This is a genomic window from Intrasporangium sp., from assembly GCF_039812505.1.
Classification (GTDB): domain Bacteria; phylum Actinomycetota; class Actinomycetes; order Actinomycetales; family Dermatophilaceae; genus Intrasporangium_A.
In genome coordinates, this window is record NZ_JBDIAQ010000092.1 from 1 (window position 1) to 14,163 (window position 14,163).

The 14,163-nt window shown below is 71.9% G+C and carries 14 protein-coding genes; 12 read left to right on the top strand and 2 right to left on the bottom strand.

Translation table 11 applies throughout. The features are described from left to right. The 3 genes from WMI84_RS12170 to WMI84_RS12180 all read left to right on the top strand — a co-directional run. The coding region (locus tag WMI84_RS12170) for a glycosyl hydrolase family 65 protein (protein WP_347353502.1) at window positions 1-1,350 on the top strand (1,350 nt) is incomplete at its 5' end. Between the two features lie 30 nt (window positions 1,351-1,380). Then, the gene (locus tag WMI84_RS12175) at window positions 1,381-2,649 is read left to right on the top strand and encodes a cysteine desulfurase-like protein (protein ID WP_347353504.1); all 1,269 of its coding nucleotides are present in this window, start codon (window positions 1,381-1,383) and stop codon (window positions 2,647-2,649) included. A 240-nt stretch (window positions 2,650-2,889) separates the two neighbouring features. Further along, window positions 2,890-4,620 carry a CocE/NonD family hydrolase gene (locus WMI84_RS12180; RefSeq protein WP_347353506.1) on the top strand — a complete coding sequence of 577 codons (1,731 nt, stop codon included), beginning with the start codon at window positions 2,890-2,892 and terminating at the stop codon, window positions 4,618-4,620. Window positions 4,621-4,692: 72 nt separating this feature from the next. On the opposite strand, the gene WMI84_RS12185 is transcribed toward WMI84_RS12180, so the two are convergent. Further along, a complete protein-coding gene (locus WMI84_RS12185) occupies window positions 4,693-5,178 on the bottom strand; it encodes an SRPBCC domain-containing protein (protein WP_347353508.1) in 486 nt (161 codons plus the stop codon). Between the two features lies 1 nt (window position 5,179). Continuing rightward, on the bottom strand, window positions 5,180-5,524 hold the full coding sequence (locus WMI84_RS12190; RefSeq protein ID WP_347353510.1) for a metalloregulator ArsR/SmtB family transcription factor: 345 nt from the start codon (window positions 5,522-5,524) through the stop codon (window positions 5,180-5,182). 87 nt (window positions 5,525-5,611) lie between these two features. Here WMI84_RS12190 and WMI84_RS12195 point away from each other — a divergent pair, with 87 nt between their 5' ends. The 9 genes from WMI84_RS12195 (at window position 5,612) to WMI84_RS12235 (ending at window position 14,162) form a co-directional block, all read left to right on the top strand. Then, window positions 5,612-7,672 (top strand): isoamylase, encoded by a 2,061-nt coding sequence (locus WMI84_RS12195; protein WP_347353512.1) that lies wholly within the window; start codon window positions 5,612-5,614, stop codon window positions 7,670-7,672. 39 nt (window positions 7,673-7,711) lie between these two features. Beyond that, the gene (locus WMI84_RS12200; RefSeq protein ID WP_347353514.1) at window positions 7,712-8,164 is read left to right on the top strand and encodes a helix-turn-helix transcriptional regulator; all 453 of its coding nucleotides are present in this window, start codon (window positions 7,712-7,714) and stop codon (window positions 8,162-8,164) included. Between the two features lie 5 nt (window positions 8,165-8,169). Then, a complete protein-coding gene (locus WMI84_RS12205) occupies window positions 8,170-8,592 on the top strand; it encodes a VOC family protein (RefSeq protein WP_347353516.1) in 423 nt (140 codons plus the stop codon). Continuing rightward, on the top strand, window positions 8,592-9,044 hold the full coding sequence (locus WMI84_RS12210; RefSeq protein ID WP_347353518.1) for a hypothetical protein: 453 nt from the start codon (window positions 8,592-8,594) through the stop codon (window positions 9,042-9,044). The genes WMI84_RS12205 and WMI84_RS12210 overlap by 1 nt, the downstream gene beginning before the upstream one ends. Window positions 9,045-9,821: 777 nt before the next feature. Continuing rightward, window positions 9,822-10,943, top strand: coding sequence for a ThiF family adenylyltransferase (locus WMI84_RS12215; RefSeq protein WP_347353520.1), 1,122 nt, complete (start codon window positions 9,822-9,824; stop codon window positions 10,941-10,943). Window positions 10,944-11,116: 173 nt separating this feature from the next. Beyond that, window positions 11,117-11,770 carry a hypothetical protein gene (locus WMI84_RS12220; RefSeq protein WP_347353522.1) on the top strand — a complete coding sequence of 218 codons (654 nt, stop codon included), beginning with the start codon at window positions 11,117-11,119 and terminating at the stop codon, window positions 11,768-11,770. A gap of 27 nt (window positions 11,771-11,797) precedes the next feature. Next, window positions 11,798-12,727 carry an ATP-binding cassette domain-containing protein gene (locus WMI84_RS12225; RefSeq protein ID WP_347353524.1) on the top strand — a complete coding sequence of 310 codons (930 nt, stop codon included), beginning with the start codon at window positions 11,798-11,800 and terminating at the stop codon, window positions 12,725-12,727. A 7-nt stretch (window positions 12,728-12,734) separates the two neighbouring features. Continuing rightward, window positions 12,735-13,490 (top strand): ABC transporter permease, encoded by a 756-nt coding sequence (locus WMI84_RS12230; protein WP_347353526.1) that lies wholly within the window; start codon window positions 12,735-12,737, stop codon window positions 13,488-13,490. Between the two features lie 48 nt (window positions 13,491-13,538). Beyond that, window positions 13,539-14,162 (top strand): maleylpyruvate isomerase N-terminal domain-containing protein, encoded by a 624-nt coding sequence (locus WMI84_RS12235; protein WP_347353528.1) that lies wholly within the window; start codon window positions 13,539-13,541, stop codon window positions 14,160-14,162. Window position 14,163: the final 1 nt, after the last annotated feature.

The following is a 14,163-nucleotide window of genomic DNA, read 5'->3' on the forward strand; positions in this document are numbered from 1 at the left end:
CACGCCTTCTGGGACACCGAGGCCTTCGTGCTGCCGGTGCTGACCTACACCCTGCCCTCGGCGGCCCGGGGAGCGCTGATCTGGCGCCACCGGACCCTGCCGATGGCCCGCGCCCGCGCAGAGGTGCTCGGCCTGCGCGGCGCCGCCTTCGCCTGGCGCACCATCCACGGCGAGGAGTGCTCGGGCTACTGGCCCGCGGGCACCGCCGCCTTCCACCTCGCCGCGGCGATCGCGGACGCGACCGCACGCTATGTGGCGGCCACCCAGGATGCGCAGTTCGAGCGGCAGTATGGCGCCGAGCTGCTCGTCGAGACGGCCCGCCTGTGGATGTCGCTGGGGCACTTCACCCGGTCCGGCGACTTCCGCATCCACGGCGTGACCGGGCCGGACGAGTACACCGCGGTGGTCGACGACAACGTCTACACGAACCTGATGGCGCAGCGGAACCTGCGCGAGGCGGTGCGGGCGTGCGGGCGGTGTCCGGAGACGGCGACCCGCCTCGGGGTGACCGACCACGAGGTCGCCGAGTGGCGGGCGGCTGCCGACGCGGTCTACTTCCCCTACGACCGGGCGCTCGGGGTGCACCCCCAGTCGGAGGGCTTCACCCGGCACGGCGAGTGGGACTTCGAGGGCACGCCGGCGGAGAAGTACCCGCTGCTGCTGCACTTCCCCTACTTCGAGATCTACCGCAAGCAGGTCGTCAAGCAGGCCGACCTGGTGCTCGCGCTGCACCTGCGCGGTGACGCCTTCACGGCCGACGAGAAGGCTCGCGACTTCGCCTACTACGAGGCACGCACGGTGCGTGACTCGTCTCTGTCGGCGGCGACCCAGGCCATCGTCGCCGCGGAGGTCGGCCACCTGCAGCTGGCCCACGACTACTGGGCCGAGACCGCCTTCGCGGACCTGCACAACCTCTACGGCAATGTCAACAGCGGCCTGCACATCGCGGCCCTGGCCGGCAGCTGGATGGTCGCCGTCGCCGGGTTCGGCGGGATGCGCGACCACGACGGCCGGCTCACCTTCGCCCCGCGGCTGCCGCCGATGCTGAACCGCCTGAGCTTCTGCATGCGCTTCGCCGGGCGGGTCATCGACGTGGAGGTGCGCCGGATGGCGGCGTCCGGGGCCGGTCCGGACGCACCGGCGATCGCGGACGGGGAGCAGAGCGTGACCTACCGGCTCGGCGAGGGCGAGGAGCTGCAGACCAGCCATCACGGCGAGCCGATCCTGCTGCGGCCCGGCCAGCCGGTCACGCTGCCGGTCCCGGCGCTGGCCCGGGTCGCCCCGGTGACCCAGCCGGCCGGGCGCCGGCCGGCTGCGCGGCAGCCGGCTGGGCGGCATACCGGCGTCTGATCCGGCTGGGGCGCGGGTGGGCTCCGATCGATGTCCACGACGGCGGCGCCCCGCGTACCTCCGGTCACCGGCGCGGGGCTGGGACACTGTGGCATGGGCTATGACGTGGACGCGATCCGAGACCACTTCCCCGCACTCGCCGGCGGGACGGCGTTCTTCGACGGGCCGGGCGGCACCCAGACCCCCGACGTCGTCGCCGACGCGGTGGCCGCCACCCTCGTGTCGGAGATCTCCAACCGGGGCCAGGTGACCCCGGCGGAACGGCGGGCCGACGAGGTCGTCCGGGCAGCGCGCGCCGCCGTCGGCGACCTGCTCGCCGTCGACCCGGGCGACGTCGTCCTCGGCCGGTCCGCGACCGCGCTGACCTTCGTGGCCGCGCGCACCCTGTCCCGCGGCTGGGCCGCCGGTGACGAGGTCGTGGTCAGCCGGCTCGACCACGACGCCAACGTCCGGCCGTGGGTCCTGGCCGCCGAGGCGGCCGGGGCAACGGTGCGGTTCGCCGAGTTCGACCCGGCCAGCGGCGAGCTGGCCGCCGCCGACGTCGAGGCGGTCGTCGGCTCGCGCACGAAGCTCGTCGCGGTCACCGCCGCCTCGAACCTGATCGGCACGCGGCCCGACCTGCCCGCCATCGCCAAGGTCGCCCACGAGGCGGGGGCCCTGTGCTACGTGGACGGGGTGCACGCGACGGCCCACGTGTCGGTCGACGTCGCGGCGGAGGGCGCCGACCTCTGGGTCTGCTCGCCGTACAAGTTCCTCGGGCCCCACCACGGGGTGCTGGCGGCCGCGCCGGCGGTGCTGGAGGGGCTGCGGCCCGACAAGCTCGTCCCCTCGACCGATGTCGTGCCGGAACGGTTCGAGCTCGGCACCCTGCCCTACGAGCTGCTGGCGGGCACCACGGCGGCGATCGACTTCCTGGCCACCCTGGCAGGCGCAGCCGGGTCGACCCGACGTGAATGCCTGGTCGACGCCTTCGCCGCGCTCGACGAGCACGAGTCGCGGCTGTACGGCAGGCTCGAGGACGGCCTGCGTCGACTTGACGGGATCCGCCTGCACAGCAACGCCGCCCGGCGGACCCCCACGATGCTCATGACTTTCGAGGACCACGACGTGCAGGACGTGCGGGGTCACCTCGCCGACCGCGGCATCAACGCTCCGGCCGGTCACTTCTACGCCTGGGAGTGCAGCCACCACCTCGGCCTGGGCGCTGCGGGCGGGCTACGGGTCGGACTGGCCCCGTACAGCACCGACTCCGACATCGACCGGCTCCTCGAGGGTCTCGAGGAGGCGATCCGGCCGTAGAGCTCGGCCGACCGGCCGGCGGACCGAGCCGCCGGCAGCTGCAGGGGAGCAGCAGTGCGGACGAGGTCGTCGCCGTCACTTGGGCCATGGCCTGCCCGACCGGATCCACCAGCGGCTGTACCACTGATCCTGTGCGGCCGCTGAGCTGGCGGTACGGCGAGAGGTACCCGCCGTAGCTCCGACGCGGGGCTCAGCCCAGCGGCGTACGGTCGAGGTGACGGGGGAAGAGAGGAACCGTCGGTGCAACGCAGTGGATCATCCAGCCGGCTCAGGCAGTCGGCCACCGCCGTCCGGGGCTGCTCGCGCAGGGCCGCAGCCCGCGTGGTCGACGCCTTCTTCGGGCTGGAACCGGGCAACGGGCGGCCCGTCGTCGTGCGCGATCTCGCCACCCCCATGCCCGACGGGGTGAACCTCATGGGCGACCTGTACCGGCCGGCCGGGCTGGACGGTCCGCTGCCGGTCGTGCTGATCCGGCTGCCGTACGGCCGGGGCGGGCCCTTCAAGGTGCTGTTCGGGTCGCTCTACGCGCGGCACGGCTTCCAGGTGTTCATCCAGGCGATCCGCGGGACCTTCGGCTCCGGAGGCCAGTTCCGGCCGTTCACCACCGAGCACGAGGACGGGCTCGCCACGGTGAAGTGGGTGCGCGCCCAGCCGTGGTGCGACGGTCGGGTCGCGATGACGGGCGCCAGCTACTTCGGCCACACCCAGTGGGCCGTCGCCCCCTACGTGGACCCTCCGCTCGAGTGCGTCTCACCGCACATCACCGCGGCCCGGATCAGCGCCGCCTTCTACGACCACGGCGTCCCGCAGCTGCAGAACGCCCTGCAGTGGTCCGCGCAGGTGGGTCGGCAGGAGTGGATGAGCTTCCCGGCCCAGATGGCGACGACACCGGTCTTCGTGAGGCGGACCCGCCGTGCGATGCAGCACCTGCCGCTGCAGGCGCTCGACGTCGCGGTGGCGGGGGCACCGGTCGCCTTCTGGCGCGACTTCGTCGCCCACGCCGGCCCGCGTGACGACTTCTGGTCCGGCTCGGACCACTCCGGTGCGGACCTGGGCCGCATGCCGCCCACCAGCATGGTGACCGGATGGTGGGACCCGTTCGTGCGCGAGCAGCTCACCGACTACACCGCGCTGCGCGCTGCGGGCGTGCCTGCCCGGCTGCTGGTCGGGCCCTGGCGGCACGGCGAGCCCGACGAGTTCTCCACCATGCTCCAGAACGACCTCGCCTGGCTGGGGAGCCACCTGAACGGCGGGGCCGCTCCGACCGGTGCGCCGGTCCGCGTCAACCTGCAGCCGACCAGCGCCTGGCTGGAGCTCGACGCTTGGCCACCGCCCGGCGCGCGGTCCCGTCTCGAATACTTAAGCGGCCCAGACTCTCTTGTCGGACGTCCTCCCACCGAGCCTTGTCCTCCGAGCCGGTTCACCTACGACCCGGCCGATCCCACTCCCAGCGTGGGCGGCCCGGTGCTGACGCCTCCCTCGAAGCAGCACGACAACGCCGAGCTCGAGTCCCGCGCAGACGTGCTCGTCTTCACCGGCCCGCCCGTCGGCGCCGACCTCGACGTCGTCGGTCCGGTCCACGCCCGGATCTACCTGCGCACCAAGCATCCCCACGCGGACCTGTTCGTGCGCCTCTGCGACGTCGACGAGAAGCAGGTCTCCCGCAACGTGGTCGACGGCATCCGTCGCCTCGACCCGGCGACCGTCCCCGCCGCCGACGTCACGGTCGGCCCGGACGGAGTCCTCGCGGTCGAGCTCGAGCTCTTCCCGACCGCCTACCGCTTCCGCGCCGGCCACCGGCTGCGTGTCCAGGTGGCCGGCGGCGCGTTCCCGCGATATGCCCGCAACCTCGGCACGGGCGAGCGGTTCGGGACCGGAACCACCATGCGGGCCAACGGTTTCGAGGTGCTGCACGACCCGGAGCATCCTTCGCGGTTGGAGCTCACGGTGCTGTCCGCGCCCGCGGGGTGAGCGGCATACCCCAGCCGTATGCCGCTGAGCCGGGTCGCGCGGAGCCGTTCCCTCCCAGCGGAGCACGTCCGGTCAGGAGGCGAGCAGGTCGTCGATCTGGTTGATGGCCAACGTCGCTCCCTCCTCGATGCCCATCTCGACGACCTGCTGGAGGCCTTCGGCCGTGTCGTACGAGCTGACGAAGGTGGCGAGCGTCCCCTCGCCGTCGGCAGTGAAGGTGTAGACGTTGTGGGAGACGGGCAGGTCCGGGTTCGGGTTGAAGTCGGCGTCGGCGAAGCCGTCGTCGAAGGCGAAGCCCGCCGGCTCGTCGACCGCGGTGATCAGCCACCAGCCGGCGAACTTCTCGCCGTCAGGGCTGGTCATGTAGTACGTCGAGCGCGCACCGACCGTGAGCGAGTGGTCGACGAACGTCGCGGGATAGGTCGGCGGGCCCCACACGCGCTCCAGCTGTCGCGGGTCCGCGTAGAGCGCCCAGACCCGCTGCGGCGGGGCGGCGAACCGGGCGGTGATGGTCAGCCGGCGGTGGTCGAGGTCCTTGGTGACGTCGATGACTGGCATGTCAGCTCTCCTGGTCGGGGGCGGGGTCGCCCAGCATTGTGTCGATCCGGTCGATGCGGCCGCGCCACACGTCCTCGAGCTCGTCGAGCAACGACGCAACGGTCCGCACCGCGTCCACGTCCCCGCTCGCGAGCTGCTCGCGCCCGTTGCGGCGCTTGGTGAGCAGGCCGGCGCGTTCGAGGACCGCGGTGTGCTTCTGCACCGCGGCGAAGCTCATGTCGTACTTCGCCGCGAGCGCGGTGACCGAGTGCTCCCCGGCGAGAACGCGACGCAGGATGTCACGCCTCGTGCGGTCGGCGAGAGCGTGGAAGAAGGCGTCTGCCCGGTCCTCGCTCACCTCGTCCACATCGACAACATACAACTAGGTGGTTGTATGTTGTCAAGGCCGGCGAGCTTGGTTACGGCATGCGCATACCCGGGGCAGACTGGGGCCATGACCGACTCGGTGCCGTGCCGGCCCGGACAGTCGCACCCGCTGGGGGCGAGCGTGACCAGGGCCGGGGTGAACTTCGCCGTGTGGTCGCGCTCCGCGACCGCGATGGAGCTGCTGCTGTTCGCCGGGCCGCGGGACACCGCGCCCGACCGGGTCGTCCGACTCGACCCGCTGGTCAACCACACCTTCAACTACTGGCACGTCCTCGTGCCGGACGTGCGCCCGGGACAGGCGTACGCCTGGCGGGCCATCGGTCCCAACGTCCCGCGGTCAGGTCTGCGACACGACCCCGAAGCGGTGCTGCTCGACCCCTACGGAGCGGCAGTGGTGATCCCGGCGGCCACGGGGGTGCCGATGCGCAGCGTCGTCGCCGACCTGTCGACCTACGACTGGGAGGGCGACGTCCCGCTGCGGCGCTCGTTCGCCCGCAGCGTCATCTACGAGATGCACGTCAAGGGCTTCACCGCCCACCCGTCCAGCGGAGTGGCGCCCCACCTGCGCGGGACGTACGCCGGTCTGGTCGAGAAGATCCCGTACCTCGTCTCGCTCGGGGTCACGGCGGTCGAGCTGATGCCAGTGCAGGCGCACGGCGACTACGACGCGCCGCCCGGGCTGGTCGACTACTGGGGCTACAGCCCGGTCTCGTTCGTCGCCCCGCACCCGGGCTACTCGTCCGACCCGAGCCCGCTGGGCGTGCTCGACGAGTTCCGCGACATGGTCAAGGCGCTGCACCGGGCCGGTCTCGAGGTCATCCTCGACGTGGTGTTCAACCACACCGCCGAGGGCGACGAGACCGGTCCGACCCTCTGCTGGCGCGGCCTCGACAACGCCGGCTACTACCTGCTCGACCCCGCCGACCCGAGCCGCTACCTCGACTACACCGGCTGCGGCAACACGCTGAACGCGAACCGCTCCGTGGTGCGGCGCGCCATCCTGGACGCGCTGCGTCGCTGGGTCGCCGAATTCCACGTCGACGGGTTCCGCTTCGACCTCGCCTCGATCCTGTCGCGCGACCTGTACGGCAACCCGATGACCAACCCGCCGGTCGTCTGGGACATCGACACGGACCCGGTGCTGGCCGGGACGAAGATCATCGCCGAGGCGTGGGACGCCGCCGGCCTGTACCAGGTCGGCTCGTTCATCGGGGACCGCTGGCGGGAGTGGAACGGCAAGTTCCGCGACGACGTCCGTCGCTTCGTGCGCGGCGACAACGGCACCGTCCGGTCACTGGCCGACCGGCTGCTGGCCAGCCCCGACCTCTACGGCCGGCGCCCGGCCGAGGTCGAGCACAGCGTCAACTTCGTGTCGTGCCACGACGGGCTGACCCTGAACGACCTGGTCACGTACTCGCGCAAGCACAACGAGGCCAACGGGCTCGGGAACAGCGACGGTTCGGACTACGAGTTCTCGCACAACTGGGGCGTCGAGGGCCCGACCGACGACGCCGGTGTCGAGCGACTGCGCAACCAGCTGGTCAAGGGCTTCCTCGGGATCACCCTGGTCGCGATGGGCGTCCCGATGATCGTGATGGGCGACGAGGTCCGGCGCACCCAGCTCGGCAACAACAACCCGTTCTGCCAGGACAACGAGATCTCCTGGTTCGACTGGTCCCTGCTCGACCGGCACGCCGACGTGCTGCGCTTCGTGCGCGGGCTCATCCGGCTGCGGATGAGCCTCGACATGACACAGGTCGAGCACGGTCTCGCCCTGCGCGCCTTCCTGGACCGGTCCCACGTCGAGTTCCACGGCGTGCGCCTGCACCAGCCGGACCTGGGCGACGACTCGCACAGCCTGGCGGTGACGGTGCGCAGCGTCGTGGGCAGCCGCGTGGTGCACGCCATCCTGAACATGTGGACCGAGCCGCTCGACTTCGAGCTGCCGGTCCTCGCCGGCGCGGCCGGCCCGTGGCGCCGCTTCGTGGACACCTCCCTCGACGCCCCCGACGACCTCCGCGAGCCTGAGGACGCACCGGTCGTGGAGGGGGCCACGTACCGTGCGGCGGCGCACGCCGTGGTCCTCCTGGTCGCCGCGCTGCGCCCCGGCGGCGACCTGCACACCTGAGGACCGGGCCCTGCCGTGGGAGCGCCGGACCGTGGGAGCATGGGACCCGTGGGTGCTCCCGGTCGGCCCGACCTCGCGACTCTGGTGTTGCTGCGCCGGGTGCGCGACCGGATGGACCGCGAGTACGCCGAGCCGCTCGACGTCGAGGCGCTGGCCCGCGGCGTGCACCTGTCCGCGGGGCACCTGTCCCGGCAGTTCAGGCTGGCCTTCGGCGAGTCGCCCTACTCGTACCTGATGACGCGCCGGATCGAGCGCGCCATGGCGCTGCTGCGTCGCGGCGACCTCACGGTGACCGAGGTGTGCTTCGCCGTCGGGTGCCAATCCCTGGGCACCTTCAGCACCCGGTTCACCGAGCTGGTCGGGGTGCCGCCGAGCGTCTACCGCGACAGCGGCGCCACCTACCGCCCGGGGATGCTCCCGTGCATCGCCCGGCACGTGATGAAACCGGTCAGGAATCGAGAAGCGGTGTCGCCTGCGGCCTTCGTATCGTGACCCTCATGGACATGACGATCTCATCGAGCTTCCTGCCCCAGGTCGATCCGGAGGCATCCGTCGCCTTCTACCGCGACGTGCTCGGCTTCGAGGTGCGCCTCGACGTCGGCTACGGCGACATGCGGTGGATCACCGTCGGGCCCAAGGACCAGCCGGACACCGCGATCGTGCTGCACCCACCGGCGGTCGGCCACGACATCACCGCCGACGAGCGGGAGACGATCCTGGCGCTGGTCGCGAAGGGCACCTACTTCGGGATCAACCTTGCGGCCGACGACCTCGACGCGACGTTCGCGCAGATCGCCGCGGCGGGGGTCGACGTCGTCCAGGAGCCGGTCGACCAGGACTACGGGGTGCGCGACGCGGCCGTCCGGGACCCGGCCGGCAACCTGATCCGGATCCAGCAGCGGGTGAAGGGACAGGACTGATGGCGGACCAGCGCGACACCACCGGCGACGGCCTCAGCAGCGCCGAGCGCGCCGCCGTGAAGCAACGGGCCGCCGAGCTGCGGGAGCAGGGCAGAGCGGCCAAGGGCGCGGCGAAGAAGGAGCGCGAGGCGCAGGCCTGCCTCGACGCGATCGCCGCGCTGAAGGGCGCCGACCGAGAGATCGCGCAGCGCCTGCACGAGGTCGTGACGCAGGAGGCGCCGCAGCTCGACCCGAAGACCTGGTACGGGTTCCCGTCCTACGCACGCGACGGCAAGGTCGTGGTGTTCTACCAGCCCGCGTCGAAGTTCGGCACGCGTTACGGGTCCATCGGGTTCAACGAGGACGCGCACCTCGACGACGGGGTGTTCTGGCCCACCGCGTTCGCGGTGCTCGAGGTGACCGACGAGGTCGAGCAGCGGCTGCGCGCGCTGGTCAGGACGGCCGCCGGATGACGCCGCGCTGACGACGCGGCGCTCGTTCCACTCAGCGGGGGCCTGCGCGCCGCCACGAGCAGGCGGTCTCCGGCGGGTCGGCCACTGCGCCAACCGACTGGCGGCCGGCCCGTGGCCGCTGGGTGCGGCGAGCCGGGAGCGGCGATACCGCGGCAGGCGGGTGGGCGGCATACCCGGTAGGTATGCCGCCCAGCCGCGTGCGAGGGACGGCTGCCGCCCAGCCGTGCTCCGTCCCGGGGCGTCGCAGCGGTTACGGGCCGCTCGGCGCGCCCGTGCGGGCCCGGGCGACCGGGGCGGTGGACATCGTGGGTCCGTCGCAACCGGGGTGTATCACCGGCAGCGTTGACGTCTCTTCGGAGTATTCGCAGGAGGGCCGGCAGCTCTTGCAGGTCGCTCCGAGCGGCCCGGATGGGCCCGGGTGACGCGAATTTCGTGCACCTGGCGGTGGATGCGGTGCGGTGTCGCATCCGACGCCGATGGCGTGCCGTGCGTGCTGGCGAGAAGCCCACGGCGACCCGATCAGTGCAGAGGAGGTGAATCATCATGAACGTTTCCGTTCGTCGGGCCGAGGAGGCCGAGACCACGACCTGGTGGATCGTCTTCTGAGCGATCCCCGGCCCGCCCGGCCCAGGCGCCGGGTACACGACCGCGTGGGGGACGCACACCCCACCAGCGCGACTCCCCCGCGGTCGTTCCCCGGTCGACCGGTTACGGCCGACCAGTCCGAACCAGCCATTTGCAGACGGGAGCGCAGCCCAGATGAACGCGGGTCCCAGGGTGAAGCCTATCTACCCCGTATACCGACTCGACAGCGAGACGTTCCGCATCGGTGCCCAGCTGGGTATCACGGCGGAGTTCAACGACCCGGAAGGGCAGATGTGGACGCTGGTGCAGAACCTCGACGGTCGAGACCTGAGCGAGGTCGTCGACGCGGTGCGCGCCAGGCACCCGGAGCTGACCGCGAAGGATGTCATCGACGGGGTTGCGCTGCTGGCGCGCCACGGGTTCCTCAGTGCCACCGCCGAGCAGGATCCGGGCCTGCCGGTGCTGGACCGTCGTTATGACGCGTCGGTGACGTACTTCAGCCACTTCGCCGGCGTCGACGAGGATCCCAGCCGGCCGCTTCGGGCGCTGCGGGACTCGAGCGTCCTGCTGCTCGGTCTGGGCGGCGGAGGGTCCAACATCCTGTCGCTGCTCGCCGGTTGCGGGGTCGGCCGTGTCGTGGCCGTCGACCAGGACACCGTGGAGCCGGCCAACCTCGGGCGCCAGATCCTGTATCGCGAGTCCGACGTGGGTCGGCCCAAGGCGGTGGCCGCGGCCGAGCGCATCGCCGAGCTCAACTCGACGTGCCAGGTGGAGGGGCACGTGCTGTCGGTGCGCCGCCCGGCAGACGTCGCGCAGTTCCTCGACGGCATCGACCTGGTGGTGTGCGCCATCGACGAGCCCCCGTTCGTCGCCCAGCGTGTCGTCAACGCCGCCTGCGTGGCTGGTGCGGTCCCCTGCGTGTACGGCGCCTCCCAGGTCACCCGGGGCCGGGTGTTCGGGGTGGTTCCGCATGTGTCCGGCTGCTTCGACTGCATCAACATCCACTACACGAAGAAGGACCCGCAGTTCGTGGCGCAGTTCGTGGGGTTCCAGCACAGCGGCTTCAACCCGCCCAGCATCGCCTTCCCCCCGCCGATCCTGCTGCTCTGCTCGGTGATCGTGGACGAGGCCGTCCGTATCCTCACCGGGTACCTTCCGCCTCGCTGTGTCGGCACCCAGTTCGAGGTGGACTACGTGTCCGGCGCCGCCTATCCGCTGCTGGAATGGCCGCACCTGCCCGACGACTGCCCGACCTGCGGCACCGGCCGCGAGTCGCGGTGGGAGGTCTTCGCGCACTACGGGGTGGCCCGATGACAGCGGGCCGGGTGCCCGCTGTGCCCTGGGCCGTCCGTCGGCTGCGTTCCGGCCTGTTCGTCGGGGTCCGGGCCGGCAGCCCGCCGGTGATCCTCACCGCCCCCCCGGGTGGGCCGGCGACCGGCCCGGGCCGAGGCTCGGTGCCCCCATCCCGGCCTTGGGTGCATGGGCTGGTGAGTACTGCGACGATCGGGGTGCTGGTGCTGGCCGCGGCGACCTCTGCCTGGCTGCTGGTGGCGCGCGGCCTTCCCGACGGGGCCGCCCTGGTGGCTCCGGGCCAGCCGCTGCCGCTGTCGATCGTCCTCGTCCTGGTCGTGGCGGCGGCGGGGTCGGTGGTACATGAGCTGGCGCACATGGTGCTCGGGCGGGCCCGGGGACAGGCGTTGCCGCGTGCGCGGGTCGACGGACGCACTGCCGTGGCCCGGACCAACCTGAGCCACACCTGGGTATGGTCCTTCATCCCGCGCACGGCCGCCTTCGGAGGGGGTCTGGCGACGGACCTGACGGTGCTCTGCGTTGCGCTGCTGGCGGCCGATGGTCGCGCCGGGACGGCCTGGCTGGTGGCGTCGGTGACGCTGCTGCGGGTCGTGTGGCAGCTGCGCCCGCACCGCCGCACCGATGGGAGGTTCCTGCTCGCCCACCTGTGTGACGACCCGGCCGTGGTGACGACCGCGTGGGACAAGGTGCACGGCCGGGACCACGGGCAGCTGCACACCCGTCATGTCGTTGCCCTGCTGGCGATGGGCGCAGGCCTGCTGCTCGAGGTGCTGATCGCCTACTGGTGGGGCTGGCGTCTGGTGGCCCGGCTGCTGCCCGTCGCGGGCTGACCCTGGACTCGGAGGGGGGTCGACCCGATGTTGCACATCCGACATCTGAGCAAGCGCTACGGCGGCACGGCCGCGGAGGCGAACCACGACATCACCTTGTCCTTCGGGCCGAGCCAGGTCGTCGGGCTGCTCGGCCACAACGGTGCCGGCAAGTCCACGCTGCTGGGCCAGCTGGTCGGGGCCATCCGACCGACGTCGGGCACCGTGCTCTTCGGGACGCGCGACCTGGTCGCCGACCCGGCCCTGGCGCGTCGCGTGTCCTCGATCATGGGGCAGTCGGCCGCGCCGATGCGTGGCGTCACCCCCCGAGATGCGGTGGTGTCGATTGCTCGGCTTCGGGGCCGGTCCAGAAGGGCCGCCGTCGCCGTCGCCGAGGACCTGTTGGGCACCCTCGAGCTGGGCGCGTGGGCGGACACCACCGGGGAGCGGCTCTCCGGCGGGGTCCGCCGGCTGACCGCGTACGCGATGGCCTGCGCCGGGGCGGGTCCCATCATCCTGCTGGACGAACCGACCAATGATGTCGACCCGGTGCGGCGACCCATCCTGTGGGACCACATCCGTGGCCTGGCCGACAAGGGCCATCTGGTGGTGGTCGTCACGCACAACCTCGCCGAGGCGCAGCCGCACCTGGACCGGGTCGTCATCATGCGGGCCGGCCGAGTGGTCCGGGACGATCCGCGCCCGGCCCCCGGCAGCGCCTCCACAGGGGAGGGGGCGCTGCTTCGGCTCACCCTCCTCGGAGTCGCGGGCGGTCTCGAGATCCCCTTCGGGGCGACCCCGCCGCCACCGCGCCGCGACGGCAGCCTGACGGTGACGTTCCCGGCATCGGAAGGCCCGCGAGCCATCGAGTGGGCGACCGGTTGTCAGGCCGGTGGGCTGGTGGCCGACTTCTCGCTCACGCCCGCGACGGGCCCGACCAGCCTGGAGGAGCTCTATGCCGAGTTACACGCGAGCTGAACGCGCGATGCCTGCTGTCGGCGCCCCCACCGGATGGGTGCGCGACGTGGCGCTGCTGATGCGCTGGAGCGGCTCCCGCTACCGCTACCTGCTGCCCGCCTTCACCGTGATCCAGGCCGTCTTCGCGGTTGCGATCATCGTCGGCTTCGCCTTCCTGCTGAGCGACCCGACGGCCGCCGAGGTCGAGCAGCTGGCCAGCGGCGCATGGACGATGGGAATCATCTCTGTGGGTCTGGTCATCGGCCCGCAGATCATCAGCACCGAGAGATCCGAGGGCGTGCTCGAGTACATCCACCACCTGCCCGTGCACCGGTCGGCCATCGTGGTGGCCAACAGCTCCGTCTGGGCCGTTGCCGCCCTCCCCGGGCTGTGCGCCGGAGTCATCGCGGCCCGGATCCGGTTCGACCTGGTGCCGACGTTCGGCTGGGCAACCCTGTTGGTGGTCCCGCTCGCCCTGATGACGTGCATGTTCCTCGGCAGCGCGATCGCTCATCTCCTCCCTGCCAACGCGACCGGGGTGCTCACCCAGGTGTGCCTGCTGTTCGCGCTGCTGTTCTCCCCGGTGACCTTCCCGGCAGACCGCCTTCCGCTGTGGCTGCAGGCAGCCAACGCCTACCTGCCCTTCGAACCCATCGCGAACCTGGTCCGCGCGGCGACCCTGTCGAGATCCCACGCGCTGGCCCTGCCGGATCTGGTCGTACTCACGGCGTGGTGCGCCATCGCGTACACCGCAGCCGTTCGCGCGGTAGCACACCGCCGTTGACCGGAACCACACCGCCGGCATCGCCGCGGCGATGGTTGAGAATGGACCATGTCCACGCCGGTCAACGACACCGCGCGCCTGTACCTGGAGGCCGCCAGCACCTTCGCGGACCTCGTCGCGAGGATCGCCCCGTCCGCCTACGACGGTCCCGGGCTGGGGGTGTGGGACCTGCGGGCCCTGGTGGGGCACACCAGCCGGGCCCTGGTCACCGTGCTGACCTACCTCGACCGGCCGGCCGACACCGAGGCCAGCGAGTCGCCCGAGCAGTACTACGCCGTCGCCGCGCGGCTGTCCACCGACGGAGACGCGATCGTGGAACGCGGGCGTCGCGCGGGCGAGGATCTCGGGCCGCGGCCCGTCGAGGCGGTCCGTGACCTGCTGGAACGCACCCGCACGAAGGTCGGCACCGCCGACCCGGACGCGCTGATCAGCGTGATGGGCGGCGGCATGAAGGTGCGCAACTACCTCTCGACCCGCATCTTCGAGCTGGTGGTGCACGGCTACGACATCGGCGCCGCAACCGGTGTCGAGGTCACCTTCTCCGAGCCGGTGCTCGGCCATGCCGTCGAGCTCGCGGCCCGCATCGCGGTGACCTTCGGCAAGGGGCGCGCCGCCCTGCTCGCCCTGACCGGCCGGGGCAGGCTCCCGGCCGGCTTCTCCGTCGTGGGCTAGT

Bases quoted from the DNA above. Each gene is read 5' to 3' on its own strand.
- WMI84_RS12225 (WP_347353524.1), top strand. From the start codon at position 11,798: ATGTTGCACATCCGACATCTGAGCAAGCGCTACGGCGGCACGGCCGCG.
- WMI84_RS12200 (WP_347353514.1), top strand. From the start codon at position 7,712: ATGGGACCCGTGGGTGCTCCCGGTCGGCCCGACCTCGCGACTCTGGTG.
- WMI84_RS12235 (WP_347353528.1), top strand. From the start codon at position 13,539: ATGTCCACGCCGGTCAACGACACCGCGCGCCTGTACCTGGAGGCCGCC.
- WMI84_RS12185 (WP_347353508.1), bottom strand. From the start codon at position 5,178: ATGCCAGTCATCGACGTCACCAAGGACCTCGACCACCGCCGGCTGACC.
- WMI84_RS12210 (WP_347353518.1), top strand. From the start codon at position 8,592: ATGGCGGACCAGCGCGACACCACCGGCGACGGCCTCAGCAGCGCCGAG.
- WMI84_RS12175 (WP_347353504.1), top strand. From the start codon at position 1,381: ATGTCCACGACGGCGGCGCCCCGCGTACCTCCGGTCACCGGCGCGGGG.
- WMI84_RS12230 (WP_347353526.1), top strand. From the start codon at position 12,735: ATGCCTGCTGTCGGCGCCCCCACCGGATGGGTGCGCGACGTGGCGCTG.
- WMI84_RS12205 (WP_347353516.1), top strand. From the start codon at position 8,170: ATGGACATGACGATCTCATCGAGCTTCCTGCCCCAGGTCGATCCGGAG.
- WMI84_RS12195 (WP_347353512.1), top strand. From the start codon at position 5,612: ATGACCGACTCGGTGCCGTGCCGGCCCGGACAGTCGCACCCGCTGGGG.